Origin of the sequence: Paenibacillus sp. V4I5, from assembly GCF_030817255.1 — a bacterium.
Lineage (GTDB): Bacteria > Bacillota > Bacilli > Paenibacillales > NBRC-103111 > Paenibacillus_E.
On record NZ_JAUSZB010000002.1, the window covers coordinates 4,242,335 to 4,267,500 of the forward strand.

The window sequence follows — 25,166 nt, forward strand, 5'->3', positions numbered from 1 at the left end:
GCATCAGCATTCCTTATCTAAAATAAGAAATGCCTTCGTAGACGCTACGAAGGCATGATGTGTTCACTTTTTCCCTGATGTACAAAGAAATCGCTATATATATCATAACACCTCGGTAGGAAATTAAGCACGTTGGCACCTACTGTCTACGGTTTGCATATTCATTTTTATGACCTTTGATAGAGTATCACGCCCAGCAACCGAAGTCAACTGGAAGCTTTTACTTATCTAAAGGATTGCAGGTTAACACGAACGCTTGGACCCATTGTGGAGGATACAGCAATGTTTTTCAGGTAAACACCTTTAGCAGCTGCTGGTTTCGCTCTTACAAGTGCATCAACCAATGCTTTGAAGTTTTCGTTCAACTTATCAGCATCGAAAGATACTTTGCCAAGTGGAGCATGGATTTGGCCTGCTTTGTCAAGACGGTACTCGATTTTACCTGCTTTGATCTCTTGAACAGCTTTGGTAACGTCGAAAGTAACTGTTCCTGCTTTAGGGTTTGGCATTAAACCTTTACCCCCGAGGATACGACCCAGTTTACCAACTTCGCTCATCATGTCCGGAGTAGCTACGCAAACGTCAAATTCGAACCAACCTTGTTGAATTTTGTTGATCATGTCAGCATCACCAACAAAATCTGCACCAGCTGCTTCAGCTTCTTTCGCTTTCTCGCCTTTAGCAAATACAAGTACACGTTTCGTTTTACCAGTTCCGTGTGGAAGTACAACGACACCACGAACAGCCTGATCTTGTTTTCTTGGGTCAACACCCAGACGAACTGCAACATCTACAGTTTCATCAAATTTAGCAGTAGCTGTTTTCTTAACAAGCTCGATTGCTTCTGACGGATCATACAAAGCTTCAGCATTTACAAGCTGAGATACTTCGCGGTATTTTTTACCGTGTTTAGGCATTTTAAATATCCTCCTTAGTGGTATTAGCGGATAATCCTCCCACCGAGCGGCTGAAGAGTTTTCTCGAAGAAAACCCACTTCGACAGCTTGCGCTTATCGTTTAACCGCATTCCTTGCGGAATTAATCTTCGATGACGATTCCCATGCTGCGAGCAGTACCTTCAACCATACGCATTGCAGCCTCAACGGATGCAGCATTTAAGTCAGGCATTTTTTGTTCAGCGATTTCGCGAACTTTAGCGCGTTTCACAGTTGCAACTTTCTTTTTGTTTGGTTCACCGGATCCTTTTTCGATACCAGCAACGACGCGAAGAAGAACTGCAGCCGGAGGCGTTTTAGTGATGAATGTAAAAGAGCGATCCTCGAATACTGTGATTTCAACCGGAATGATAAGACCAACTTGATCAGCAGTACGAGCGTTAAACTCTTTACAGAAAGCCATGATGTTCACACCTGCTTGACCCAATGCTGGACCGATCGGTGGTGCTGGATTTGCTTTCGCAGCTTGAACTTGAAGCTTCACGATTTTAATAACCTTTTTTGCCATGATAGACACCTCCTTGCTTTTAATATGGGATCTCTTTGCCATCCCACTAACGAAGGTCTATCCCGAGGAATAGACCTGGTAGAAACCCTTGGTTGTCTTGTTTTATAGCTTTTCCACTTGGTCGAAATCGAGCTCAAGCGGGGTTTCTCTACCAAACATGTTGACATGTACCTTAAGTTTACCCTTGTCAGCAATAATTTCTTCAACAGAGCCGACAAAGTTTGCGAAAGGCCCCACCTTGACGCGTACGGTTTCTTTGAGTTCGAAGTCGATTTTCTCCTTCGGTTCTTCCATACCCATATGCTTCAAGATAGATTCAACTTCCTCAGGTAATAATGCAGTCGGTTTAGAGCCGGATCCTGTAGAACCTACGAATCCAGTTACTCCTGGCGTATTACGCACGACATACCAAGAGTCATCCGTCTGAATCATTTCTACGAGGACATAACCTGGATAAACTTTACGCATGACGACTTTTTTCTTGCCGTCTTTGTTTACCAGTTCTTCTTCCATAGGCACAAGCACACGGAAGATCTTGTCCGTCATTTCCATAGATTCAACACGTTTCTCTAGGTTGGCTTTCACTTTGTTCTCATACCCTGAATAGGTATGTACGACGTACCATCTTTTTTCCATGAATAAATTCACCTATAGTCCTGTTTATTTAAAAACAAGGCGCAGCAACTCAGAAATTCCTAGATCCAGCACAAAAAAATAGATGGCAACAAAAGTTACGGTACCAATAACGACAAGCGTATAGGTAGTCATCTCTTTGCGACTTGGCCACTTGACCTTTTTGAGTTCTGACCAACTGTCGGTGAAGAAGGAAAAAGTGGATCCGAAGCTTTGTCTCATTCTAGCCAAGAACGCCACAAACTACACCTCCAAAGAACTACCTAGTCTCGCGATGAGCAGTATGTTCATTGCAAAATTTGCAATATTTCTTCAACTCAATACGGTCGGGATTGTTGCGCTTATTTTTAGTGGATGCATAGTTTCTTTGTTTGCAATTTGTGCACGCTAATGTGATGATGACCCGCATGATGTACACCTCCTACAGACACTTTCTAATTAAAGCCCTTCTAAGCGCGTCAAAAAGAAAGCGACTTTTAGGGCTACCTGAAATACTTTATCACAACCCGCAATAGGGTGTCAAGACAGAAGTCTCATAAATACGAGAGTATCACCAGTATAGACTCTCTAGACAATTGTTAAACATTCTCCCAACAGAAAAACACCCGCACAGCTTAAGCGGCGCGGGTACTTCCTACAAATCTCGGACTTCTAGATAACGTTCAAGCTTGCGTTTAACACGTTGAAGAGCATTATCAATAGACTTCACATGACGATCGAGATCAACGGCAATTTCTTGATACGATCTGCCATCGAGATAGAGCATCAGTACCCTGCGCTCTAGGTCACTTAATATCTCTCCCATTTTATCTTCAAGGCCCGTAAACTCTTCTTGATTGATTACAAGCTCCTCAGGATCTGTAACCCGGGAACCGCTAATAACGTCAAGCAGCGTACGATCAGAATCTTCATCATAGATAGGCTTGTCCAGTGACACGTAGGAATTAAGAGGAATGTGCTTCTGACGCGTTGCTGTTTTGATCGCCGTGATGATCTGTCGCGTGATGCACAGTTCAGCAAAGGCTTTGAATGAAGCAAGCTTGTCTCCTCGGAAGTCGCGAATAGATTTATATAAACCTATCATACCTTCCTGCACAATGTCTTCTCGGTCTGCACCTATCAAAAAATAAGAACGTGCTTTGGCACGTACGAAATTCTTATATTTATTGATAAGGTATTCCAACGCTTCGCTACTGCCTTCACGGACTGCTTCGACGATGTCTTCATCTGGCTTGAGGTCATAATCATACATTCTCAGTTCTTTGAGGTCGACACTCACCAACAATCCCTCCGGCCTGCAGGACTACCCAGATTCACAATAAAAGTTTAGGTTAAGTATACATGAAGAAAACTCACAACGTCAACGGGGAACCGCACCATTTCTAGCATTTGGAGGATTCACTCTCCTCTTCGCCACCGTTCAAACTGCTCTTTGAGCTCATTGCTCAGTTTACCTTCGAACGGATTACGCTTAGATGAAGATTCAGGATGAATACGTTCTCGCACTTCTTTGCGATTCTGTTTGATTTTGACTAGCAGTTCACCAGCGGGCATTCGAAGAGCTCCTTTACCGAAAATGACATGCTGCTCTATCATATCCGAGGTGGCTACGTAAATTTGCTTGCGCCTTCCCATCAGATTCGTGACCAGGCGTTCGATCCGTTCATCTGCCGTTTCCTTCTCTTTGGTATAAAGTACAGTTAGCTTGCTCTGCACATACTTCTTACCAAGTCCAGGTACCATATAGGCATCGAAAACAAGGTATACCTTCATACCCGAGTAGGATTGATATTCCGCCAGCATATGAATCAACTGATCCCGAGCGCCCTCCAGATCCGTGTCCTTCAGCTTACTCAGCTCCGGCCAAGCGCCAATAATATTGTAGCCATCAACAATCAGAAACTGTTCCATGCATTTAACTCTTATTTCGCTGTCTAACCACTTCATACATCAATACACCCGCGGCAACGGACGCATTCAAAGAATTCACATGTCCCGCCATCGGAAGCTTTACTAAGAAGTCACATTTCTCTTTAATTAATCGACCAACACCTTTACCTTCATTCCCGATAACAAGAGCTATTGGAATACTAAAGTTGGCTTTATACACATCTTGAGCAGCAGTTACATCCGTTCCAGCGACCCAAACTCCTTGCTCTTTCAATTTCTCAATCGTCTGCGCAATATTCGTCACTCGTGCAACGGGAACATATTCAACGGCGCCAGCTGAAGTCTTCGAAACCGTAGCCGTAAGTCCAACGGAACGGCGCTTAGGGATAATGACGCCATGGACACCTGTGCAATCTGCTGTTCGCAGGATCGAACCTAGATTATGCGGATCCTCGATCTCATCAAGAATCAGAATAAAGGGTTCTTGCCCAAGCTCTTTAGCCTTAGCTAGAATATCTTCTACTTCGACATACTCATAGGCAGCAACTTGCGCTACAACCCCTTGGTGTTGTAGTCCTTCAGCCATTTGGTCCAGCTTGCGCTTGTCCGTAAACTGAACGATGATGCCTACATTTTTGGCTTCCGCTACAATAGGACCTGCGAATTGCTTCTGAGCACTCTCTGCGATCCATATTTTATTAATCGTCCGACCTGCACGAAGCGCCTCCAGAACGGAGTGCTTCCCGCCGATATATTCTTCATCCATTCCTGTTCCTCCTAAAAGTATACAATCCTCGTTAGTTAAAGCTACTTGTTCTGCTTGTAAGCAATTGCAAAGTCTAATATTTCCTTCAATCTTTCAAATGATTGTTTATAGTACAAATATCCAATTAAGCACTCAAACGCGGTGCTGTGCCGGTATTCCAGCACTTCCGCGTTTTTGGCTGTAGTACCTGATTTGGCATTGCGTCCCCGCTTTACCATGTCTACTTCTTCTTCCGATAGCATCGGCATCAAAGCTTCCAACAATTTGGATTGCGCTTTAGCTGAGACGTATCCCGTCGATGCTTTGTGCAAATGGTTCGGCCGATGGTTAAGTCCTGAAATGACATATTGCCTGATGTACACTTCATATACAGCATCCCCTATATAAGCCAATACAAGCGGATTCAGTAAATGGGGACTTTTAGATGGCGGGAAAATAAAAAGGTTGGCAGCATCATGGATGGACTCGCTCATTTACGGCGCCAGCGTATTCCCTGTGGTGTATCCTCAAGGAATATCCCTTTCTCTGTGAGCAGGTCACGAATTTCATCCGCGCGGGCCCAGTTCTTCGACTTACGCGATTCAGTCCGTTCGATAATTAGCTGCTCAATCTCTTCATCTAACAGCTCATCCGTTTGCTGCGAAAGAATCCCTAAGGTTTGATCGAACGCTTGCAGTTGATCTAAGAAAAGCTGCAGCGCGACAGCATTTACCCGCTCCTGTTGCAAGTACAGGTTCGCTTCAGCAACAAGGTCAAATACCGCCGTAATAGCATCCGGAGTATTGAAATCATCGTTCATCTTGTCATCAAACTGGTTCGCAATCGCAGCTAGTCGATCTGTTAATACTGATTCTATTTCACTAGTCGCAGAAGCAGTAGCAAGTCGATGCTTCAAGTTGTCATAAGCATTCTGGATACGTTCTAACGCATTGGAGGCTTGTTTCAAACTCTCATCGCTGAAATTCAGCGGATTGCGATAGTGCGCTGACAACATGAAGAAACGGAATACTTGCGGTTTGATTTGTTTAACTAGATCACGAATAAGTATCCCGTTGCCAAGTGACTTGGACATCTTCTCATTGTCAATGTTTAGGAAGGCATTGTGCAGCCAATAATTAGCCATCGGATGCCCCGTTACAGCTTCCGTCTGAGCGATTTCACATTCATGATGCGGGAATGTCAAATCTTGGCCCCCACCGTGTATATCAATGGTTTCACCCAAATATTTGCGCACCATGGCGGAGCATTCGATATGCCAGCCTGGACGGCCTTGACCCCATGGGCTATCCCAATAGATTTCTCCCGGTTTAGCCGCTTTCCACAGAACAAAATCCTGAGGACTCTCTTTACGATCGTCTACTTCAATACGAATACCGTATTGGAGCTCTTCCAGATTCTGATTGGATAACTTGCCATACTCTGCAAATTTGCTTGTTCGATAATAAACGTCACCGCGGGCCTCGTAGGCGAAATCTTTCTCAACGAGAGCAGCAATGAAATCGATAATTTCCTGGATGTTCTCCGTCACACGCGGATTCAAAGTAGCATCGTGAACGCCTAGCGTTTTGACATCGTCCAAAAAAGCTTGAATGAATGTTTCTGCAAGCTCTGGAACGGTAACAGCCAACTCCTCGGCTTTACGAATCATTTTATCATCCACATCGGTAAAGTTCGTAATATAGGTCACTTCATATTTCTGAGTCTCCAAATAGCGACGGACTACATCGAAGAAAATAACCGGCCTGCCGTTGCCAATATGAATATAGTTATACACAGTAGGCCCGCAAACGTACATCTTCACTTTGCCTGGTTCAATTGGAACGAATTCTTCTTTTTTCCGCGTTAGCGTATTATACACTCTGAGTGTCATGTTCTCTCGTTTCTCCATTCTTAAGGCGTTCTTGTTCAAGTTGCTGTTTTAAATTGTTAATCTGCTGCTGTAATTCCTGAAATATATCAACAATGGGATCAGGTAAGTTCCCGTGGTCCAAGCGATTGACACGAACCCCGTCCCGCTTCACAAGTTTAGCAGGGATAGTCACGACGGTGCTATTTGAAGGAACTTCCTGAATGACTACCGCATTAGAACCAATACGTGAATTTTCGCCTACAAGGAAAGAACCGAGAATTTTGGCACCCGAGCCAATAACTACATTATTGCCAATAGTTGGATGTCTCTTACCTTTTTCTTTACCCGTACCCCCTAAGGTTACGCCTTGGTATAAGATGACATCGTCACCAATCTCACAGGTTTCCCCGATAACAACACCCATGCCATGATCAATAAACAGTCTTTTCCCTATCGTTGCACCCGGATGAATCTCAATCCCTGTCATGAATCGGCTCCACTGCGAAACGATACGAGCGAGGGTATACATCCTCCGCTTGTAAAACCAATGGCCGATTCGATGGGACCAAATCGCATGAAGCCCAGAATACGTAAAAACAACCTCAAACCAGCTGCGTGCAGCCGGGTCGTTATCGAATACGGCGGATATATCAGATTTGATCGTTGCCCACATGTTCTCACCTTCTTCGTAGAAAATCATACAAGTATTCTTATCAACTAAAAAAAGCCCCTGCAGCCATATGGCTGCAGAGGCGTAGTTATCGCGGTTCCACTCTGCTTGGTGACTCGGAAGTCTCCCAACTTAAGATCCCGTAACGTGGGTATTCCGGCTGCGCCTACCTTACTCTTGTGAGTATTCGGCGCGGCAGCTCCTAGGTGCATTTCCGATTACAGGAATTGGATAACTCACAGCCAAAGCCTCACGGCTTCGATTATCCTCTCTGATAAATCCCTAGTTAAACGTACTCTCCTGATCATTGCATTCGATATTGAACTAAGTATAGCGAAAAGAAACCCGTTTTACAATAAGTTCCTTAGACGTGATGCGACTTTTTCTTTGCCAAGTAAGTAAAGGGACACATTTAAGTCTGGTCCGTGTACTTGTCCCGTTAGCGCAGAACGAATCGACATGAACAGTTGTTTCCCTTTGAAGCCCGTATCCTTCTGCACTTGTTTCAGCAAACCAGGGATGGCTTCTACGGTGAAAGCTTCCGCTTGCTCGACTTGCGTCAGGAAGCTAGCTAGCACAACAGGCACATGCTCCTCTTTCAATACAGCAGAAGCTTCCTTATCGATAACCAGCTCTTCTTTGAAGAAAATACTCGATAGCTCGACGATCTCTGCCGCGAAACGCATTCTTTCTTGATTGAGGCCTACGAGTGCCGTTACCCACTCTTGCCCTGCTGCATCCAAATCACCTTGGATGTATCCAGCTTTTTGCAGATGAGGCACACTTAGCTCGACCACACGGGAGAGCGGGGCCTTTTTCAAATAAGCATTGTTCATCCAATTCAATTTATCCATATCAAACACAGCCGGACTTTTGGATACTCGATCCAAATCAAACTGGGCAATAAGTTCTTCCTTCGTGAACATTTCTTCTTCGCCGCCAGGAGACCAACCGAGCAGGGCAATGAAGTTAACGACAGCCTCCGGCAAATAGCCTAGCTCCCTGTACTGTTCAATAAATTGGATGATGGACTCATCGCGTTTACTCATTTTTTTGCGATCTGGATTCAAGATAAGCGCCAAATGAGCAAAGTCAGGTACAGGAAGTCCCAGTGCTTCGTACATGAGAATTTGTCTTGGTGTATTGGACAGATGTTCCTCACCGCGAATAACCAGATTGATTTTCATCAAATGATCATCGACAATGACAGCAAAATTATAGGTTGGAATGCCATCGGCACGCGCAATGATGAAATCGCCAATCCCATTGGATTCAAATTCAACATACTCACGCACCTTGTCCTTAAAGCCGATAATCCGGTCTTCCGGAACACGGAAACGAGTCGAAGGGATACGTCCCTCAGCTTGATAAGCAGAAACCTGCTCAGCGCTCAAATTACGGCATTTGCCAGAGTAACCACCCATCTCACCACGCGCCTCTTGCTCTGCCCGCTCCTGCTCCAAATCCGCTTCCGAGCAATAGCAATGGTAAGCATGGCCGCTCTGAACCAATTGATCGAGATACGTCTTATAAATATCCAGTCGTTCCATCTGACGATAAGGACCGTACGGCCCCCCGATATCAACGCTCTCATCCCACTCTAAACCAAGCCATCTTAGACCATTCAGCTGATCTTCAATTCCCGACTCTTTGTGACGCGTTTGATCCGTATCTTCAAAACGAACAACGAACGCACCGCCATGACGACGCGCCAATAAATAATCAAACAGTGCTGTACGAGCACCGCCAATATGTAAATGTCCAGTCGGACTAGGTGCATAACGCACACGTAAAGGCTGATTCATGTGTGTACCCTCTTCTCCCCAATAATACCTGCTATTCTAGCACATCTCGAATTAAACAAACAACCGATTGCGCAGCAATACCTTCGCCTCGACCCGTGAAACCAAGCTGTTCCGTCGTCGTAGCTTTCACATTGACTTGATCCGGCTTAGCATCTAGCGCAGCGGCAATAATTTCTACCATCTGCGGGATGTACGGCGCCATTTTGGGCTTCTGTGCAATGATGGTAGAGTCCGTATTCCCAAGGTGATAACCTTTGTCCTTAGCCAACTGCCAAACCTGCTTCAACAATTCCAGACTGTCCGCATCCTTGAACTCTGCAGCCGTATCCGGGAAATGCTTTCCGATATCGCCTAACCCTAGCGCGCCCAGAATAGCATCACTAATAGCGTGCAGCAGTACGTCGGCATCGGAATGACCGAGCAGCCCTTTTTCATAAGGAATTGTCACGCCTCCAATAATGCACTTGCGGCCTTCCACCAACTGATGAACATCAAATCCTTGTCCTACGCGAATCATAGCTGTCCCTCTCCCCTTACGTTGTGTAGTATCCACTCTGCCCATGGCAAATCTTCCGGTGTCGTAATCTTAATATTATAATAGTCCCCTTCGACCACATGCACCGTCGTTCCTATTCGTTCCACTAACATCGCATCGTCCGTCCCCATGAAATCATCCTGAAGAGCCCGTTCATGCGCTTCCTGTAGAAGGGAAAACCGAAAAGCTTGCGGCGTTTGGATCGCCCACAAGCTTCGTCTATCAGGTGTAGATTGAATTCGTTTCTCGGTATCTACGATTTTGATCGTATCCTTAACAGGAACAGCCAGCACAGCTGCATCCTGTTCTTGCGCTTTCACAAGGCAATCGAACACATGTTCTTTTTTCGCGAAAGGCCTAACACCGTCATGAACGAGCACCCACGCTGTATCCCTCTGTAAGGAGTCCAGCCCCCGTCTAACGGAATCTTGACGTTCGGCGCCTCCTGCTAGCACATGAGTGACCTTGGAAAGAGCATGGTCCTGTACAAAGCCTCTACAGCGATCTACATCAGTTCCCCCAACAACGAGAATGATTTCATCCACTTCATGTATGTTTTGAAATAATTGCAAGGTATGTACCAGAATTGGCTTGTGTCCCAGTTGTAAGTATTGTTTACTTTCAGCCGTTCCCATTCGCGAGCCCTTGCCCGCTGCCACGATGATAACTCCTAGCTTCCCCATATGACCTCCAACTAAGTGCTTTCTGATAGAAAGCTTTCTCGTAAGCATAGGCCCAAGGATAAACGACTCCGTCGTCCTTTTAGGACGAGCGGTTTGTCAAGGTTGATGCAAAGCAAAAGTATAAAACTTATACTTTCCCATCAACTAGTAAGAGCTATGTTACATCTCCTTATCATACTGGTTTTACTGTGCTTTTTCCAATAGTTTCGGTTTAGCGAAAATCATACGTCCCGCCGATGTCTGAAGGACACTTGTGACCATCACTTCGAGCGTCATCCCAATGAATTCGCGCCCGCCTTCCACCACGATCATCGTACCGTCGTCCAGATAAGCTACACCTTGTCCATGCTCCTTGCCATCCTTAATGACTTGAACTATGATTTCTTCACCAGGCAGGACAACAGGCTTCACTGCATTCGCGAGGTCGTTGATATTGAGCACCGAAACACCTTGCAGTTCACATACTTTGTTTAGATTGAAATCATTCGTAATCACTTTGCCTTGCAGTACTTTTGCAAGCCGGACTAGCTTGCTATCTACTTCAGATATTTCCTCGAAATCTCCTTCGTAAATGAGCACTTTCACTTCAAGTTCCTTTTGGATTTTGTTCAAAATGTCCAGACCGCGTCGACCGCGATTCCGCTTGAGTAAATCCGATGAATCGGCAATGTGCTGCAGCTCTTCCAAGACAAATTCCGGAATAACGAGGGTTCCCTCGATAAAGCCTGTTTTGCAAATATCAGCGATCCTGCCATCAATAATGACACTAGTATCGAGAATCTTATGCTCCTCATAAGGACGGTGTGTCTGCTTCTCCGGCCCTGTGGATCGGCTCTTTGCAATGATCTGAACCAGCTCTTCCCGCTTGCTGTAACCGATACGGAACCCCATTACAGCTAGTACGGCAGATACAATGAACGGTAAAAAAGGACCTGCCCACTTCACCTGCTCTAAAACAGGGAACACCAATACCGATATAAGCAGTCCAATGACTAATCCTAATGTACCTGAGAGTAAATCGGATACCGGGATATCCGCTACATTCTTTTCGCCTCTCATAAGCAGCTTCATTCCCTGACTAGCAACCCATGACGAAAGGAAGAACATACCTACTGCGCATAAACTATTAATCCAGATAACTTGTCCTGCTTCACTCATTAACGCTGTCTTTCGAAGGATTGAATCACTCCAACTATAACCTAAACTACCACCCATGATGGCCAAAATGATTTGTACCCATTTCCTCATCACAGATTCACCCCCTAAATCAAACTTGTTTTAAGCCTTATTACAATTATGTTCCAATTTCTCCAACGTTAATCACTTCTTTACATGGAAAATTGAAATATTAGAGGGCTTCCTTTATAATGAAATTGGAAGTTACCAACACACCCGAGGTGGATGGAATGAGCTCCTTGACTTTAAAGCAGTTTCAGGATCAAGTGTCCGAATTGTTACTCCGTCACCGAAGTCTGCTTGACGTCTTATCCAAGTTTCAACAGTCTGGCGCAGCTACTAATCGTTCCGTGGTCAAATCTATTACGGAATGTGGATGTATTCAGGTTCATGCAGCCAAGCAAGAGTATCATCCAGAGATGACTTTGGATGAGGCCAAGGATGTACTCGGTACTCATGTATCTGGTCACTTATGTGAACAATGCATTGAGGTCGTAAGTACGGAGCTGGGTAGAAATCTCTTCTATATGTCCGCACTTAGTAACATCCTAGACGTTAATTTGGAGCAAGTCGTTGAGAACGAATCGAAGAAATGCACAACACTGGGACTATTCAACATGTCATGAAGACGAAAAAAAAGCATTTATTTTCTCTCTGAATCATCAGAAGAAAATAAATGCTTTTTATTTTCGAAACCTGTGTTAAACGTCCGATTTCACTGAATTCGTGTCGTCCATGCCGCGTCTTTTGTTCTTTCTCCGGAGACGGATGAAGAACCCATCAACGTTTTTTTTTAGGCCATATAGCGCGTACGCTAATAGAGGTACGAAAATCATTTTAGAAATTGATTCCGGCCATTTGATAGCAATCAAAATAGCTACAGCAACGATAATTGGCGTAATCCAGATCGCTGCTTTCGGAATTCCAGCTTTTTTGAAGTTCGGATACTTCACTGTACTTACCATTAAGTAAGACAATAGAATTGTACTGACCAACAGAACATACACGTTAATTTCATTCACGAACAATGCTAGTGTACAAAGTACACCGCCTGCAGCTGGAATTGGCAAACCGATGAAATAACCAGGCGTACCGGCAACTACATTGAAACGAGCTAGACGAAGAGCTCCACAAATCGGGAAGATTGCGGTAACAATCCAAGCAAATGCAGGACTAATCACATTCGGATCATTAAATGCAACCACATACATGATAAATGCTGGTGCTACACCGAACGAAATGACATCGGACAGCGAATCTAACTCTTTACCAAACTCACTTTGTGCGTTCAAAGCTCTGGCTACACGTCCGTCAAGTCCATCAAGCAACATAGCGACAATGACGAGTACTGCTGCAATTCCATGCTCACCACTGAAAGCGAGAATAATTGACAGTACACCTAGGAATAAGTTCCCTACTGTAAAAAGACTGGGAATTGATTTCGTTAACATATGTTTTTGTCCACCTCTGGATTTACTATACCCTAATCTCGACTTAATAAAACCTCGACTGCATAAAACTGCCTCACCTTAACAAAACCTCAACAATGATACTTTATGATTGTATCTAGTTTAAATATGTCTGTCAATGAACACTTGTTCCTGAATTCTTTTGAGACCTTCCTTAATGGCGCGGGCTCTCACCTCTCCGATTCCGTCAACTTCATCCAATTCTTCAATAGTCGCCATCATCATGTGAGGCAGATAACCAAACTTTTCGACCAGATTGGCAATAATGATAGACGGCAGCCGCGGAATTTTCCCTAGAATTCGGAACCCTCGAGGGGACACCGGTTCTTCGGCAATAGAATTCGTATGCGGATATCCAAGCAATCGGATGATTTGGTGCGGCTCCAGCAGTTCATCCGAGGATAAACGCTTTAAGCCTGCTTGCATTTCTTTGACGCGGTCTTCCGATAAATCACGTACATAATCTTTTACGATCAAACGCGCTTCAAGTTCCGCATTCCCAACAAGTTCTTCAAGCTGCATGCTAATGAGGCGGCCTTCATTCCCTAACTCATTAATGTATCGATTAATCTCGGCCTTAATGCGCAGTACCATCTCAAACCTTGCAATGACATTGGTAACATCGTGCAATGTAACCAATTCCTCAAACTCGGATGCGCTTAGATTGGTCAGCGACTGATCCAGTACGACTTTGTAACGCTCCAATGTCTGGATCGCTTGATTCGCTTTAGTCAGGATAACACCAATATCTTATCAGCGCGTAACGCAAATTACCTTGGTAAAGTGTTATGACATTACGCCGCTGTGAAATCGAAACAACCAACTTATTTGTTTGCTTCGCAACACGTTCGGCTGTCCTATGCCTGATTCCCGTCTCCGATGATGAGATAGAGGAATCTGGGATTAATTGCGTGTTCGCATATAGGATGCGTTTGATGTCCTCACTGAGGATAATCGCGCCATCCATTTTGGCAAGTTCATATAAATAATTGGGGGAAAAATCACAATCTATGGAAAAACCGCCATCCACGATTTCCGTTACTTCTGTACTATATCCAACAACAATAAGTCCACCCGTCTTGGCGCGTAGGACATTCTCTAACCCATCACGGAACGGTGTACCAGGTGCTACCATTTGCAGCAGTTGGCTCATGACGTCTCGCTTTATCTCTTCTTTGCTCATCATTTTCCTCCTGAAGGCTTGCAGGTTGAATGACCACGAGTTAACCCAGCGCCGCTTTCAATGCCTCTGCTACCGTGTTCACTCCGATAATCTCCATACCGGACGGATGAGTCCATCCTTTCAAACTTTTCTCCGGCATAATTAATCTACGGAATCCGAGCTTTTCCGCTTCCTTCACACGTTGATCAATCCGGGATACACCGCTTACTTCTCCGGTCAACCAAATCGATTCTTGACTGCACGCCCAATTCTCAAAAAAATTCTTTTACACGATATAATAGACGATTGGATTAGACAGCATCCCAACCAATGCTCATAACATTTGAATAAACCATTTGAAGTATATCCAATGAGTCCCGTCTATAATATTCTTCTTAAAACAATCCCTCTACATATATAATACATTTCACATTCGAAAATCATGCTGCTTTGATCCAACCTAACACTCTTAATCCGAACTGTACTACTGGATGTAGTCCAGTTGCTAAATCCTTACAACTAAGTATAACGGAAAATTCATTCCTTTAAAAGAAGTTGTAAATAATGAAAGAATAGTTCTAATTTTCTTACAATAACCAGTTTAGTTTATAGCAGTTCGAAACTTTATCATTCAATTTAATGGTTCAAATTGGCAGGAGTCGATTGTGTAACTTCTTTATGTAGGTCACTCACCGTTTAACTTGAAGTCTTTTACGCTCAACAATAGCCGTTGACTAATTATCTTCCTCATCCCAAGGTGCTTTCTCCTCTTTGCCTTTAGAAGAAGTGCCAAATACAGAGTGGATGACTTGGCTCAATGTCTTACATGGGATTACCTTTATTGTAGAAAACGTAGTTGTGCTTTTCAATCCATTGAGCGCAACATAGACACGTTTGAAACCCATTCTTTCAAGTTCTCTAATTCTTAGTTCTAACGTAGGTACTTTTTTTAATTCGCCCGTTAATCCAATATCTGCGATAAATACAGTATCATTTGGTATACCTTGATTCTTGCAGGAAGATACAATGCTCATTATCGCGGCTAAATTTGATGATTGTTCTTTTAAACGGATACCGCCTGTCGTTTTAACAACCACGTTCTTATCATGAAGAGGGATATTGGCTCTTTGCTCCATGATGCTGATAAGTGTATTCACATGGTCCTTTTTTAAACACTCAGCAATCCGGCTTGGGTATGGCATGAACGTGGTTGATACCAAACTTTCTATTTCCAAAATGATAGGTCTTGTGCCTTCTTTAACGACTGTCAATGCACTTCCACTAACTACATCATTCTCGTCTCTTTGTGTCATAAAGAACTCTGAGGGATTATCAATAGGTGTCAATCCTTGCTCACCCATTGTGAAAAATCCAAGCTCTCCTGTGCTGGCGTAGCGATTTTTAGTCGAAAATAGCTGTTTTAGCTCCTCGCCTTCCTCCCCCTCGAGAACAAGAACAGCATCTACCAAGTGTTCTAATGCTCTTAATCCAGCTAATTCGTTATCTTTGGTCATCTGCCCAACCATTATAATGGCTCTTGGTCTTTGTGCATCTTTTGCGACCTTTAAGAGAGTATTCGCGCATTCCATCGTCTGCGTGGGTGAACCAGGTCTTTGCGGATATTCTTCTAATACAAAAGTTTGAATACTATCAATAATAATGAGGTCAGGGTCTACTTGGTCAATACAACCTAAGACATTATTCAAACTATTATCAGAATAAACCCAAACGTTTTTATGAATATCTTGCAAGACTCGTTCTGCTCTTCTCTTTATCTGACTATCACTTTCTTCACCTGAAGCATACAGCACTTTCAATCCTTGCTTTGCCACATCATCTGATATTTGCAATAAGAGTGTGGATTTTCCAGCACCTGGAACAGCCGTAATAATCGTAACAGAATCTTTAACGATTCCCCCTCCCATTACACGATTAAATTCATTGTACTTGGTAACAATCCTATCACTGTTTTGGGATACGGTATCTGTAAGACGGTTTATGATAACATTCTTCTTTTTGTTTATGCCCTTCTGACCACCACTAGGAGCGTTTATAACATCATCTTCTTCAAGGGTATTCCACTCACGACAACTACTGCACGAACCTTGCCATTTTGGATGCTCTTGACCACAACTGGTACATTTATATATGGTTTTCTTTTTCATAGTTAAGATTCACTTCCCCAATTAATCAAATAGTTTTATAAACTCTTCCAATAAATTAATTTTTTTCCAAAGGTTTCATTCTTTTCTCTATGTTCTTTATTCTTACTTTTATACTCAGCCAACTAGGTGATAACTGTTTGTTTATTTCTGCATCCAAGTTCTATCATACATTTTTTTATTCATTTCTAACATATTTATCAACATGGTTAATACCGTTTGAGATACATTATTTATTTTAACAAACTTTATTACGTTCAAAGTAGAAAAAGAGCTATTATCTGCTACATATTCAATGCCGTCGATAGACCGCTCTTCTTTGGCAAAACGGCAAGTTCTGTAAAAGATATTTTCCCATTTAGTCTCTTATCAGATTCAAAATATTTATGAATAATGTCAAACAGCTCAATTGATGAGGGCTGTGATAAATAAAAAGCATTTTGCTACATCCTAGGTAGGATGGAGCAAAATGCTTCTTTGCTTTCATTATTTTACGGTTACGCCTTCGCCCTTCAGGACAACAAGTTCGCCATCTTTCTCATCAATGGTTAAGGAGTCGCCTTTGGCAATGTTGCCTCTGAGCAGTTCCTCCGATAAGCGATCCTCAATATGCTTCTGGATGGCTCTGCGCAGCGGTCTCGCTCCGTAAGTCGGATCGAATCCTTCTTTGGCAAGGAACATCTTTGCTTTGTCTGTTAACAAGAAATCAACCTCTTGCTCCTTCAGACGTTTGCGAAGATCATCGGCCATCAGGGTGACAATTTGGGCAATATGTGCTTCATCCAAGGAGTGGAACACGATAATTTCATCAATACGGTTAAGAAACTCAGGACGGAAGCTTTTCTTGAGCTCGCCCATTACTTTATCCTTCATATTGGTGTAATCTCTACCTGCATCAACAGCAGCAGTAAAGCCAAGCGAAGAATTTTTCTTAATCATATCCGCGCCAACATTGGATGTCATAATAATCAATGTGTTACGGAAATCTACTGTGCGTCCTTTGGAATCAGTTAATCGACCATCTTCCAGCACTTGCAATAGAATATTGAACACTTCTGGATGTGCTTTCTCGATCTCATCGAGCAGTACAACCGAGTATGGCTTACGGCGTACTTTCTCCGTGAGTTGACCACCCTCTTCGTATCCAACGTAACCCGGAGGCGCCCCTACTAATCTAGAAGTCGAGTGCTTCTCCATGTATTCCGACATATCAATTCGGACTACCGCATTATCATCACCGAATAGTGATTCTGCTAATGCGCGTGCTAATTCGGTTTTACCAACACCCGTTGGTCCGAGGAATATGAAGGAGCCCATTGGACGCTTCGGATCTTTCAGACCTGCTCTAGCGCGGCGAATGGCACGGCTTACCGCTTTAACAGCTTCTTCTTGGCCAATGACACGCTCATGAAGAATATCTTCCATTTTGAGCAGACGCTCTGTTTCTTCTTCAGCAAGTTTACTTACCGGAATTCCTGTCCAGCTCGCCACAATTTGTGCGATATCATCTGGCGTTACTTCTGTGTCCAAACGACCTTGCTTCTCTTTCCAATCATTCTTCGTTGTATCCAGCTCTTCGCGAAGCTTCTGCTCCGTATCACGAAGTCCAGCTGCTTTCTCGAATTCTTGACTTTGAACCGCTGCATCTTTCTCCTTACGGATGTTATCTAGCTTGCTCTCAAGCTGTTTCAATGAAGGCGGTGTTGTGTAAGAACGTAGTCTTACTTTGGAGCTTGCCTCATCGATCAAATCGATTGCTTTATCCGGTAAGAAACGGTCCGTAATGTAACGATCGGAAAGTTTTACAGCTTCTTGGATCGCAGCATCCGTAATTTTCACACGGTGATGAGCTTCATAACGATCACGCAACCCATAAAGGATTTGAATAGCTTCTTCAGGAGATGGTTGATCTACTGTGATTGGTTGGAAACGACGCTCTAAAGCCGCATCTTTTTCAATATACTTGCGATATTCATCCAACGTTGTAGCACCAATACATTGCAGCTCGCCTCTAGCAAGCGCCGGTTTCAGGATGTTGGAGGCATCAATTGCACCTTCCGCTCCGCCAGCGCCAATCAAGGTGTGAAGCTCATCAATGAATAGTACGATGTTGCCCGCTTGACGAATTTCGTCCATGATCTTTTTGAGACGATCTTCGAACTCACCGCGATATTTGGTACCTGCTACAACAGAGCCCATATCGAGCGTCATTACCCTTTTATCCTTCAACGTTTCCGGAATTTCATTGTTAATAATTTTCTGTGCGAGGCCTTCAGCAATCGCTGTTTTACCAACGCCTGGTTCACCGATCAGCACCGGATTGTTTTTCGTTCTGCGGCTTAACACTTGAATGACACGCTCAATTTCTTTGCTGCGACCAATCACAGGATCCAGATGACCCTCTTTGGCATACGCCGTCAAATCTCTCGCTAAACCATCCAAAGTAGGTGTGTTCACATTCGGATTACTACCATGGCTTGGTGACACAGTTTCGCTGCTTCCAAGCAATTGAAGGACTTGTTGACGTGCTTTATTCAAAGAGACACCTAAGTTATTAAGGACTCTTGCAGCAACACCTTCTCCTTCGCGAATAAGCCCGAGTAGAATATGTTCAGTCCCCACATACGTGTGACCTAATTTTCTCGCTTCATCCATCGAAAGTTCAATAACCTTCTTCGCTCTAGGTGTATACGCAATGTTGGTAGGCTGTTCTTGTCCTCTGCCAATCAACGACTCAACTTCGTCTTGGATTTTCTCAAGACCTAAGCCCAAAGCAACGAGCGCTTTAGCGGCAATACCTTCTCCTTCACGAATAAGACCAAGTAAAATGTGCTCCGTACCAATATTGTTATGCCCTAAACGAACAGCTTCCTCTTGAGCAAGAGAGAGCACCTTTTGCGCACGTTCCGTAAATCTTCCAAACATCATAGAGAACACCTCCAAAATTAGTATATCTATAGAAATCCTAAAGGATGAATCTTATCTTTCTTAAACCCTACCAAATCTTTCGCGAATCAACTCAGCCCTGCGTATATCTCGCTCTTCGGCATTTAATTTCTCACCGGCATATTGTTGAAGAAAACCAGGCTGCGTCATCACCAACAGTTCATTCAAAACATTCGATGAAACGTTGTTGATAATTCCAAGGTCAATACCAAGTCTCACATCTGATAAACGCTGCGCGGCTTCTTTCGAATCCATGATTCCTGCATAAGACAGAATACCTAATGAACGGTTCACACGATCTATTATCCGCATTCGGGACTCTTGAATCAGCTTATGTCTCGCAGCACGTTCATGCTCTATAATTTGCCTTGCAACACTGTGTAAATTATCAATAATCTCATCTTCGGACTGGCCCAGCGTAATTTGATTCGATATTTGAAACAGATTTCCTAATGCTTCGCTGCCTTCCCCGTATAATCCTCTAACCGTCAACCCAACTTGCGTAACAGCTGATAAAATCCGATTGATTTGTTGGCTTAGCACTAGCGCCGGTAAATGCATCATCACCGAAGCGCGGATCCCGGTACCGACATTCGTAGGGCAGCTTGTTAAGTAGCCCCTCTTTTCGTCATACCCGTAATCCAGCTGTGTTTCAAAGATATCATCGATTTGGTTCGCCAAATCCCATACTTCTTTAATCTGAAAACCCGGACATAAACATTGTATGCGAAGATGATCCTCTTCGTTGATCATAATACTGATGGATTCATTTTCGCTTAAAATAACGGCGCCATTTCTGGACTCGTTAGCTAAATTAGGACTAATTAAATGCTTTTCTACCAGAACCATTCGCTCAAGCTCATTCAAATCCGATAGAGGAATGAGTGAAAAATTGCTTATCGTCTCCAACTCATCATTTTCAAGCACACCGGACAAATGTTCCAGTACTTCTTGTGATTGTTGATTAGTCGCTAGCATTGGATAGGGGTAGTCCCTAAGGTTACGAGCAATGCGGATCCGACTACTGATGACGATATCCGACTCAGGTCCTTCACCTTTCATCCACTCGCTCAATGCATCTGCTGTAAACCGCTGTAATGTCACTGGATTCACACCTCCTTACAAACTCACATACCCGCAATTTTCTTCTCAATTTCACGAATTTGATCACGAATCTTTGCAGCCTGTTCGAACTCTTCTTGTTCGATACAAGTCATCATATCCTTCTTGAGCGTATCAATTTCCCGCTTACATTGGATGATGCCGCCACTTCGCTTAGGCACTTTCCCAACGTGAACGATATTTCCATGCACCCTTTTAAAGAGAGGATCTAATTTTTCTGAAAAGCTTTGATAGCATGATCCGCAACCAAAACGTCCTAATTTACTAAATTGAGAATACGTAAGGCCACAGCTCTCACAACGGATCGCCTGAGACTTTGCAGCGGATAGAGATGACGGTTCGAAATCAAGTAATCCTGATAACAGATTGTGAATCGAAAATCCGTTGGAAGTTCCGGGAATCATTTCACCCTTCTCACGAGCGCAATTCTCACAAATGTGGAACTCGTTCTTGTCTCCATTCACAATCTTTGTAAAATGAAGAGTCGCCGGTCGTTTACCGCATTCCTGACAAATCATTTCATATGCCTCCTCATCTGCTAAGCAAGGATATCAGCATTGCTTTAAGAATCTTGGCCCGAATTTCATCGCGCAGCGGGAGCTTGAAGGTCAACACATCTCTCGAAATTGCTGCCCGAATCAGGTTAGCTTCTCGTGTTGAAATATAGTGGCCTTCCTGCAGTTGGTATACTAGTCCTTCTGAAGTAACTTGATCAATGTGTGTATGAATCGTGCGGAAAATGTGGTCTAAAATGGACCCGTGACTCTTGAGCTCGATTTTTTGGATACGAATGTATCCACCACCGCCGCGCTTGCTTTCCACAATGTAACCTTTTTCCAAGGTAAACCTTGTACTGATCACATAATTGATTTGGGAAGGCACACATTGGAACTGATCAGCTAAATCATTGCGTTGAATCTCAATGGCCCCTTCGGAACTCTGCTGCAGGACATGTTTTAAATACTGTTCAATAATTTCTGATACGTTGCGCATCAATTCGTCCTCCCAGATTGCCAGAAGTAAATTGACTTTGACTTTCTTTGACCTTAACTAGATTATAATCATTTCCTTTCTTTTTGACAAGTACTGCTCTCAAATCCAATCCTTAATGATCCGACAACCAAAAGTGAACCTTACTATTGTTGACCTTACCTACAGTTTTATTCGAAATAAAAACAAAAAAGCCTTCTTGAGATTTCTCTCAAAAAGGCTTTATCTTGTGCTTGGCAACGTTCTACTCTCCCAGAACCCTGCGGTTCAAGTACCATCGACGCTGGAGGGCTTAACGGTCGTGTTCGAGATGGGAACGCGTGGGTCCCCTCCGCCATCATCACCAAACAGTCAAAGCGTGTTTGCGCCTTGAAAACTAGATACGAAACTTGCGTAAAGTTAGAATTTTAGGTTTATTGGTTAAGCCCTCGACCGATTAGTATTCGTCAGCTGCATGCATTGCTGCACTTCCACCTCGAACCTATCAACCTCGTCGTCTACAAGGGGTCTTACATACTGGGAAATCTCATCTTGAGGGGGGCTTCGCGCTTAGATGCTTTCAGCGCTTATCCCCTCCGTACATAGCTACCCAGCGATGCCTCTGGCGAGACAACTGGTACACCAGCGGTACGTCCATCCCGGTCCTCTCGTACTAAGGACAGCTCCTCTCAAATTTCCTACGCCCGCGACAGATAGGGACCGAACTGTCTCACGACGTTCTGAACCCAGCTCGCGTACCGCTTTAATGGGCGAACAGCCCAACCCTTGGGACCTACTTCAGCCCCAGGATGCGATGAGCCGACATCGAGGTGCCAAACCTCCCCGTCGATGTGGACTCTTGGGGGAGATAAGCCTGTTATCCCCAGGGTAGCTTTTATCCGTTGAGCGATGGCCCTTCCATTCGGTACCACCGGATCACTAAGTCCGACTTTCGTCCCTGCTCGACTTGTAGGTCTCGCAGTCAAGCTCCCTTATGCCTTTGCACTCTGCGAATGATTTCCAACCATTCTGAGGGAACCTTTAAACGCCTCCGTTACATTTTAGGAGGCGACCGCCCCAGTCAAACTGCCCACCTGACACTGTCCCCATACCGGATCACGGTACTAGGTTAGAACTCCGATACGATCAGGGTGGTATCCCAACGATGCCTCCACCCAAGCTGGCGCTCAGGCTTCAAAGGCTCCCACCTATCCTGTACAGATCGTACCAAAGTCCAATATCAAGCTGCAGTAAAGCTCCATGGGGTCTTTCCGTCTTGTCGCGGGTAACCTGCATCTTCACAGGTATTAAAATTTCACCGGATCTCTCGTTGAGACAGCGCCCAAGTCGTTACGCCATTCGTGCGGGTCAGAATTTACCTGACAAGGAATTTCGCTACCTTAGGACCGTTATAGTTACGGCCGCCGTTTACTGGGGCTTCAATTCATAGCTTCGGGCTTGCGCCCTAACCACTCCTCTTAACCTTCCAGCACCGGGCAGGCGTCAGCCCGTATACTTCGCCTTGCGGCTTCGCACAGACCTGTGTTTTTGCTAAACAGTCGCTTGGGCCTTTTCACTGCGGCCCCCTCGGGCTATTCACCCTACCGAGGCACCCCTTCTCCCGAAGTTACGGGGTCATTTTGCCGAGTTCCTTAACGAGAGTTCTTCCGCGCGCCTTAGAATTCTCTTCTCACCCACCTGTGTCGGTTTGCGGTACGGGCACCTTCGCCTGGCTAGAAGCTTTTCTTGGCAGTGTGAACTCATGACCTTCGGTACTTAAATTTCCCTCCCCATCACAGCCCAGCCTTAACGATGTGCGGATTTGCCTACACATCAGCCTCACTGCTTGGACGAGCATCCATCAGCTCGCGTCACTATCCTTCTGCGTCACTCCATTGCTCATAACGGCTACGGTGGTACAGGAATTTCCACCTGTTGTCCATCGACTACGCCTTTCGGCCTCGCCTTAGGTCCCGACTTACCCTGAGCGGACGAGCCTTCCTCAGGAACCCTTAGGTTTTCGGCGGATCAGATTCTCACTGATCTTTTCGTTACTTATACCGGCATTCTCACTTGTATGCGCTCCACCTGTCCTTACGGTCAGAATTCTACGTACATACAACGCTCCCCTACCCATGCACTAAAGTGCAAGCCATAGCTTCGGTGGCGTGTTTAGCCCCGTTACATTTTCGGCGCAGAGTCACTCGACCAGTGAGCTATTACGCACTCTTTCAATGGTGGCTGCTTCTAAGCCAACATCCTGGTTGTCTGTGCAACTCCACATCCTTTCCCACTTAACACACACTTGGGGACCTTAGCTGATGGTCTGGGCTGTTTCCCTTTTGACAATGGATCTTAGCACTCACTGTCTGACTCCCGGATTTAAGTTTGTGGCATTCAGAGTTTGACTGGACTTGGTAACCCTTGGCGGGCCCCGCACCCAATCAGTGCTTTACCTCCACAACTCAACATCCGAGGCTAGCCCTAAAGCTATTTCGGGGAGAACCAGCTATCTCCGAGTTCGATTGGAATTTCTCCGCTACCCCCACCTCATCCCCGCATTTTTCAACATGCGTGGGTTCGGGCCTCCAGTGAGTGTTACCTCACCTTCACCCTGGACAGGGGTAGATCACACGGTTTCGGGTCTACGTCCACGTACTAAAGCGCCCTATTCAGACTCGCTTTCGCTGCGGCTCCGTCTTTTCAACTTAACCTCGCACGGGAACGTAACTCGCCGGTTCATTCTACAAAAGGCACGCCATCACCCATATAGAGGGCTCTGACTTCTTGTAAGCACACGGTTTCAGGTTCTTTTTCACTCCGCTTCCGCGGTGCTTTTCACCTTTCCCTCACGGTACTGCTTCACTATCGGTCACTAGGGAGTATTTAGCCTTGGCAGATGGTCCTGCCGGATTCCGACGGGGTTTCACGTGACCCGCCGTACTCAGGATACCTCTAGGGGTTTCGTTCGATTTTGGCTACGGGGCTTTTACCTTCTATGCCGGACCTTTCCAGATCACTTCGCCTACCGAACTAACCCCATAACGAGGTCCTACAACCCCAAGGAGCAAGCTCCTTGGTTTGGGCTATTCCGCTTTCGCTCGCCGCTACTGACGGAATCACTTTTGTTTTCTTTTCCTCCAGGTACTTAGATGTTTCAGTTCCCTGGGTATGCCTCTACTATTGCTATGTATTCACAATAGAGTAACTGCGCATTACCACAGCTGGGTTCCCCCATTCGGACATCCCCGGATCAAAGCCTGCTTACGGCTCCCCGAGGCATTTCGTCGTTCGCCACGTCCTTCTTCGGCTCCTAGTGCCTAGGCATCCTCCGTGTGCTCTTTCTAGCTTAACCATTTATAGGGATCTTTTGCGCTAAGCAAAAGTGTCTCCTATTGAAAGAGTTAAAGATTTTTGTGTAACCCGAAGGTTAACACAACCTAAGTTCTTACTTTACGTTTTGTTTCGTTATCTAGTTTTCAAGGAACAACGTATATCTGTGATTCGTTTATCTTTGCCCTATTTCAGCGGCGAAAGTTATCTTATCACATCTTATTACTTCATTTCAAGTCGAAATTTCTTGGAAATTTCTGTCTTAAAATGTGGTTTTGGTGGAGCCAAGCGGGATCGAACCGCTGACCTCCTGCTTGCAAGGCAGGCGCTCTCCCAGCTGAGCTATGGCCCCAAATTGGGATTAAACTTATATGGTGGGCCCTAGTGGACTCGAACCACCGACCTCACCCTTATCAGGGGTGCGCTCTAACCAGCTGAGCTAAGGGCCCATAAATGATACATTTTCGGGAAACTTCCCAAAATAAAAACCCACCTACGAGCTTTCGAAGAAAGCTTTCTTCGAAAGCTTGAC

At 44.7% G+C, this 25,166-nt stretch carries 22 protein-coding genes, 2 tRNA genes, 2 rRNA genes, 2 pseudogenes and 1 other annotated feature; of the genes and pseudogenes, 1 reads left to right on the forward strand and 27 read right to left on the reverse strand.

Annotated features, from left to right (window positions below; all coding sequences use genetic code 11):
• Nucleotides 1-15 precede the first annotated feature (15 nt).
• Nucleotides 16-170 (reverse strand) — a sequence feature (ribosomal protein L10 leader region).
• 54 nt (nucleotides 171-224) lie between these two features.
• The 15 genes from rplA to QFZ78_RS21340 all read right to left on the reverse strand — a co-directional run bounded on the left by rplA (nucleotide 225) and on the right by QFZ78_RS21340 (nucleotide 11,546).
• A complete protein-coding gene (gene rplA / locus QFZ78_RS21270; protein ID WP_307550515.1) occupies nucleotides 225-917 on the reverse strand; it encodes a 50S ribosomal protein L1 in 693 nt (230 codons plus the stop codon).
• A gap of 121 nt (nucleotides 918-1,038) precedes the next feature.
• Nucleotides 1,039-1,464, reverse strand: a complete 426-nt coding sequence (gene rplK / locus QFZ78_RS21275) for a 50S ribosomal protein L11 (RefSeq protein ID WP_028557508.1) — start codon at nucleotides 1,462-1,464, stop codon at nucleotides 1,039-1,041.
• 102 nt (nucleotides 1,465-1,566) lie between these two features.
• Complete coding sequence (nusG, locus tag QFZ78_RS21280) at nucleotides 1,567-2,100, reverse strand: transcription termination/antitermination protein NusG (protein ID WP_057304273.1); 534 nt, start codon at nucleotides 2,098-2,100, stop codon at nucleotides 1,567-1,569.
• A gap of 24 nt (nucleotides 2,101-2,124) precedes the next feature.
• Nucleotides 2,125-2,337, reverse strand: coding sequence for a preprotein translocase subunit SecE (secE, locus tag QFZ78_RS21285; protein ID WP_047683213.1), 213 nt, complete (start codon nucleotides 2,335-2,337; stop codon nucleotides 2,125-2,127).
• Between the two features lie 19 nt (nucleotides 2,338-2,356).
• Nucleotides 2,357-2,506, reverse strand: coding sequence for a 50S ribosomal protein L33 (rpmG, locus tag QFZ78_RS21290; RefSeq protein ID WP_079418041.1), 150 nt, complete (start codon nucleotides 2,504-2,506; stop codon nucleotides 2,357-2,359).
• Nucleotides 2,507-2,731: 225 nt separating this feature from the next.
• On the reverse strand, nucleotides 2,732-3,376 hold the full coding sequence (gene sigH, locus QFZ78_RS21295) for an RNA polymerase sporulation sigma factor SigH (protein ID WP_028557511.1): 645 nt from the start codon (nucleotides 3,374-3,376) through the stop codon (nucleotides 2,732-2,734).
• 119 nt (nucleotides 3,377-3,495) lie between these two features.
• Nucleotides 3,496-4,008 carry an NYN domain-containing protein gene (locus tag QFZ78_RS21300; RefSeq protein WP_307550516.1) on the reverse strand — a complete coding sequence of 171 codons (513 nt, stop codon included), beginning with the start codon at nucleotides 4,006-4,008 and terminating at the stop codon, nucleotides 3,496-3,498.
• A gap of 4 nt (nucleotides 4,009-4,012) precedes the next feature.
• Entirely contained in the window at nucleotides 4,013-4,753 is a 741-nt protein-coding gene (rlmB, locus tag QFZ78_RS21305) for a 23S rRNA (guanosine(2251)-2'-O)-methyltransferase RlmB (protein ID WP_057304275.1), read from the reverse strand.
• A gap of 41 nt (nucleotides 4,754-4,794) precedes the next feature.
• Nucleotides 4,795-5,226 carry a Mini-ribonuclease 3 gene (locus QFZ78_RS21310; RefSeq protein WP_307550517.1) on the reverse strand — a complete coding sequence of 144 codons (432 nt, stop codon included), beginning with the start codon at nucleotides 5,224-5,226 and terminating at the stop codon, nucleotides 4,795-4,797.
• A complete protein-coding gene (gene cysS, locus QFZ78_RS21315; RefSeq protein ID WP_307550518.1) occupies nucleotides 5,223-6,623 on the reverse strand; it encodes a cysteine--tRNA ligase in 1,401 nt (466 codons plus the stop codon). Before cysS ends, QFZ78_RS21310 begins: the two co-directional genes overlap by 4 nt.
• A complete protein-coding gene (gene cysE / locus QFZ78_RS21320; protein WP_373460318.1) occupies nucleotides 6,604-7,275 on the reverse strand; it encodes a serine O-acetyltransferase in 672 nt (223 codons plus the stop codon). Before cysE ends, cysS begins: the two co-directional genes overlap by 20 nt.
• Nucleotides 7,276-7,622: 347 nt before the next feature.
• Nucleotides 7,623-9,077 (reverse strand): glutamate--tRNA ligase, encoded by a 1,455-nt coding sequence (gltX, locus tag QFZ78_RS21325; RefSeq protein WP_307550520.1) that lies wholly within the window; start codon nucleotides 9,075-9,077, stop codon nucleotides 7,623-7,625.
• A gap of 31 nt (nucleotides 9,078-9,108) precedes the next feature.
• Nucleotides 9,109-9,594, reverse strand: coding sequence for a 2-C-methyl-D-erythritol 2,4-cyclodiphosphate synthase (ispF, locus tag QFZ78_RS21330; protein WP_171642867.1), 486 nt, complete (start codon nucleotides 9,592-9,594; stop codon nucleotides 9,109-9,111).
• Nucleotides 9,591-10,295, reverse strand: coding sequence for a 2-C-methyl-D-erythritol 4-phosphate cytidylyltransferase (ispD, locus tag QFZ78_RS21335; protein WP_307550521.1), 705 nt, complete (start codon nucleotides 10,293-10,295; stop codon nucleotides 9,591-9,593). Before ispD ends, ispF begins: the two co-directional genes overlap by 4 nt.
• Before the next feature lie 183 nt (nucleotides 10,296-10,478).
• On the reverse strand, nucleotides 10,479-11,546 hold the full coding sequence (locus QFZ78_RS21340; RefSeq protein ID WP_373461051.1) for a PIN/TRAM domain-containing protein: 1,068 nt from the start codon (nucleotides 11,544-11,546) through the stop codon (nucleotides 10,479-10,481).
• A gap of 155 nt (nucleotides 11,547-11,701) precedes the next feature.
• Between QFZ78_RS21340 and QFZ78_RS21345 the strand changes: the two genes are divergently transcribed.
• Complete coding sequence (locus QFZ78_RS21345) at nucleotides 11,702-12,097, forward strand: hypothetical protein (RefSeq protein WP_047683251.1); 396 nt, start codon at nucleotides 11,702-11,704, stop codon at nucleotides 12,095-12,097.
• Nucleotides 12,098-12,172: 75 nt separating this feature from the next.
• Here QFZ78_RS21345 and pssA read toward each other — a convergent pair whose 3' ends face one another.
• The 12 genes and pseudogenes from pssA to QFZ78_RS21405 all read right to left on the reverse strand — a co-directional run bounded on the left by pssA (nucleotide 12,173) and on the right by QFZ78_RS21405 (nucleotide 25,083).
• Nucleotides 12,173-12,922, reverse strand: a complete 750-nt coding sequence (gene pssA / locus QFZ78_RS21350; RefSeq protein ID WP_029196485.1) for a CDP-diacylglycerol--serine O-phosphatidyltransferase — start codon at nucleotides 12,920-12,922, stop codon at nucleotides 12,173-12,175.
• 120 nt (nucleotides 12,923-13,042) lie between these two features.
• Nucleotides 13,043-14,123, reverse strand: a pseudogene (gene disA / locus QFZ78_RS21355) (DNA integrity scanning diadenylate cyclase DisA).
• A 40-nt stretch (nucleotides 14,124-14,163) separates the two neighbouring features.
• Nucleotides 14,164-14,349 (reverse strand): annotated as a pseudogene (locus QFZ78_RS21360) (DNA repair protein RadA); the annotation flags it as partial.
• A gap of 487 nt (nucleotides 14,350-14,836) precedes the next feature.
• Nucleotides 14,837-16,267, reverse strand: a complete 1,431-nt coding sequence (radA, locus tag QFZ78_RS21365; RefSeq protein WP_047683235.1) for a DNA repair protein RadA — start codon at nucleotides 16,265-16,267, stop codon at nucleotides 14,837-14,839.
• 483 nt (nucleotides 16,268-16,750) lie between these two features.
• Complete coding sequence (clpC, locus tag QFZ78_RS21370; protein WP_307550523.1) at nucleotides 16,751-19,192, reverse strand: ATP-dependent protease ATP-binding subunit ClpC; 2,442 nt, start codon at nucleotides 19,190-19,192, stop codon at nucleotides 16,751-16,753.
• A gap of 60 nt (nucleotides 19,193-19,252) precedes the next feature.
• Complete coding sequence (gene mcsB / locus QFZ78_RS21375) at nucleotides 19,253-20,272, reverse strand: protein-arginine kinase McsB (RefSeq protein ID WP_373460454.1); 1,020 nt, start codon at nucleotides 20,270-20,272, stop codon at nucleotides 19,253-19,255.
• A gap of 65 nt (nucleotides 20,273-20,337) precedes the next feature.
• Nucleotides 20,338-20,850 carry a protein-arginine kinase activator protein McsA gene (gene mcsA / locus QFZ78_RS21380; protein ID WP_029196491.1) on the reverse strand — a complete coding sequence of 171 codons (513 nt, stop codon included), beginning with the start codon at nucleotides 20,848-20,850 and terminating at the stop codon, nucleotides 20,338-20,340.
• Nucleotides 20,851-20,863: 13 nt separating this feature from the next.
• Complete coding sequence (locus QFZ78_RS21385; RefSeq protein ID WP_029196492.1) at nucleotides 20,864-21,325, reverse strand: CtsR family transcriptional regulator; 462 nt, start codon at nucleotides 21,323-21,325, stop codon at nucleotides 20,864-20,866.
• Nucleotides 21,326-21,553: 228 nt separating this feature from the next.
• A 5S ribosomal RNA gene (gene rrf, locus QFZ78_RS21390) occupies nucleotides 21,554-21,670 on the reverse strand.
• A gap of 68 nt (nucleotides 21,671-21,738) precedes the next feature.
• Nucleotides 21,739-24,656, reverse strand: a 23S ribosomal RNA gene (locus tag QFZ78_RS21395).
• Nucleotides 24,657-24,910: 254 nt separating this feature from the next.
• A tRNA-Ala gene (locus QFZ78_RS21400) sits at nucleotides 24,911-24,986 on the reverse strand.
• Nucleotides 24,987-25,006: 20 nt separating this feature from the next.
• Nucleotides 25,007-25,083, reverse strand: a tRNA-Ile gene (locus tag QFZ78_RS21405).
• Nucleotides 25,084-25,166: the final 83 nt, after the last annotated feature.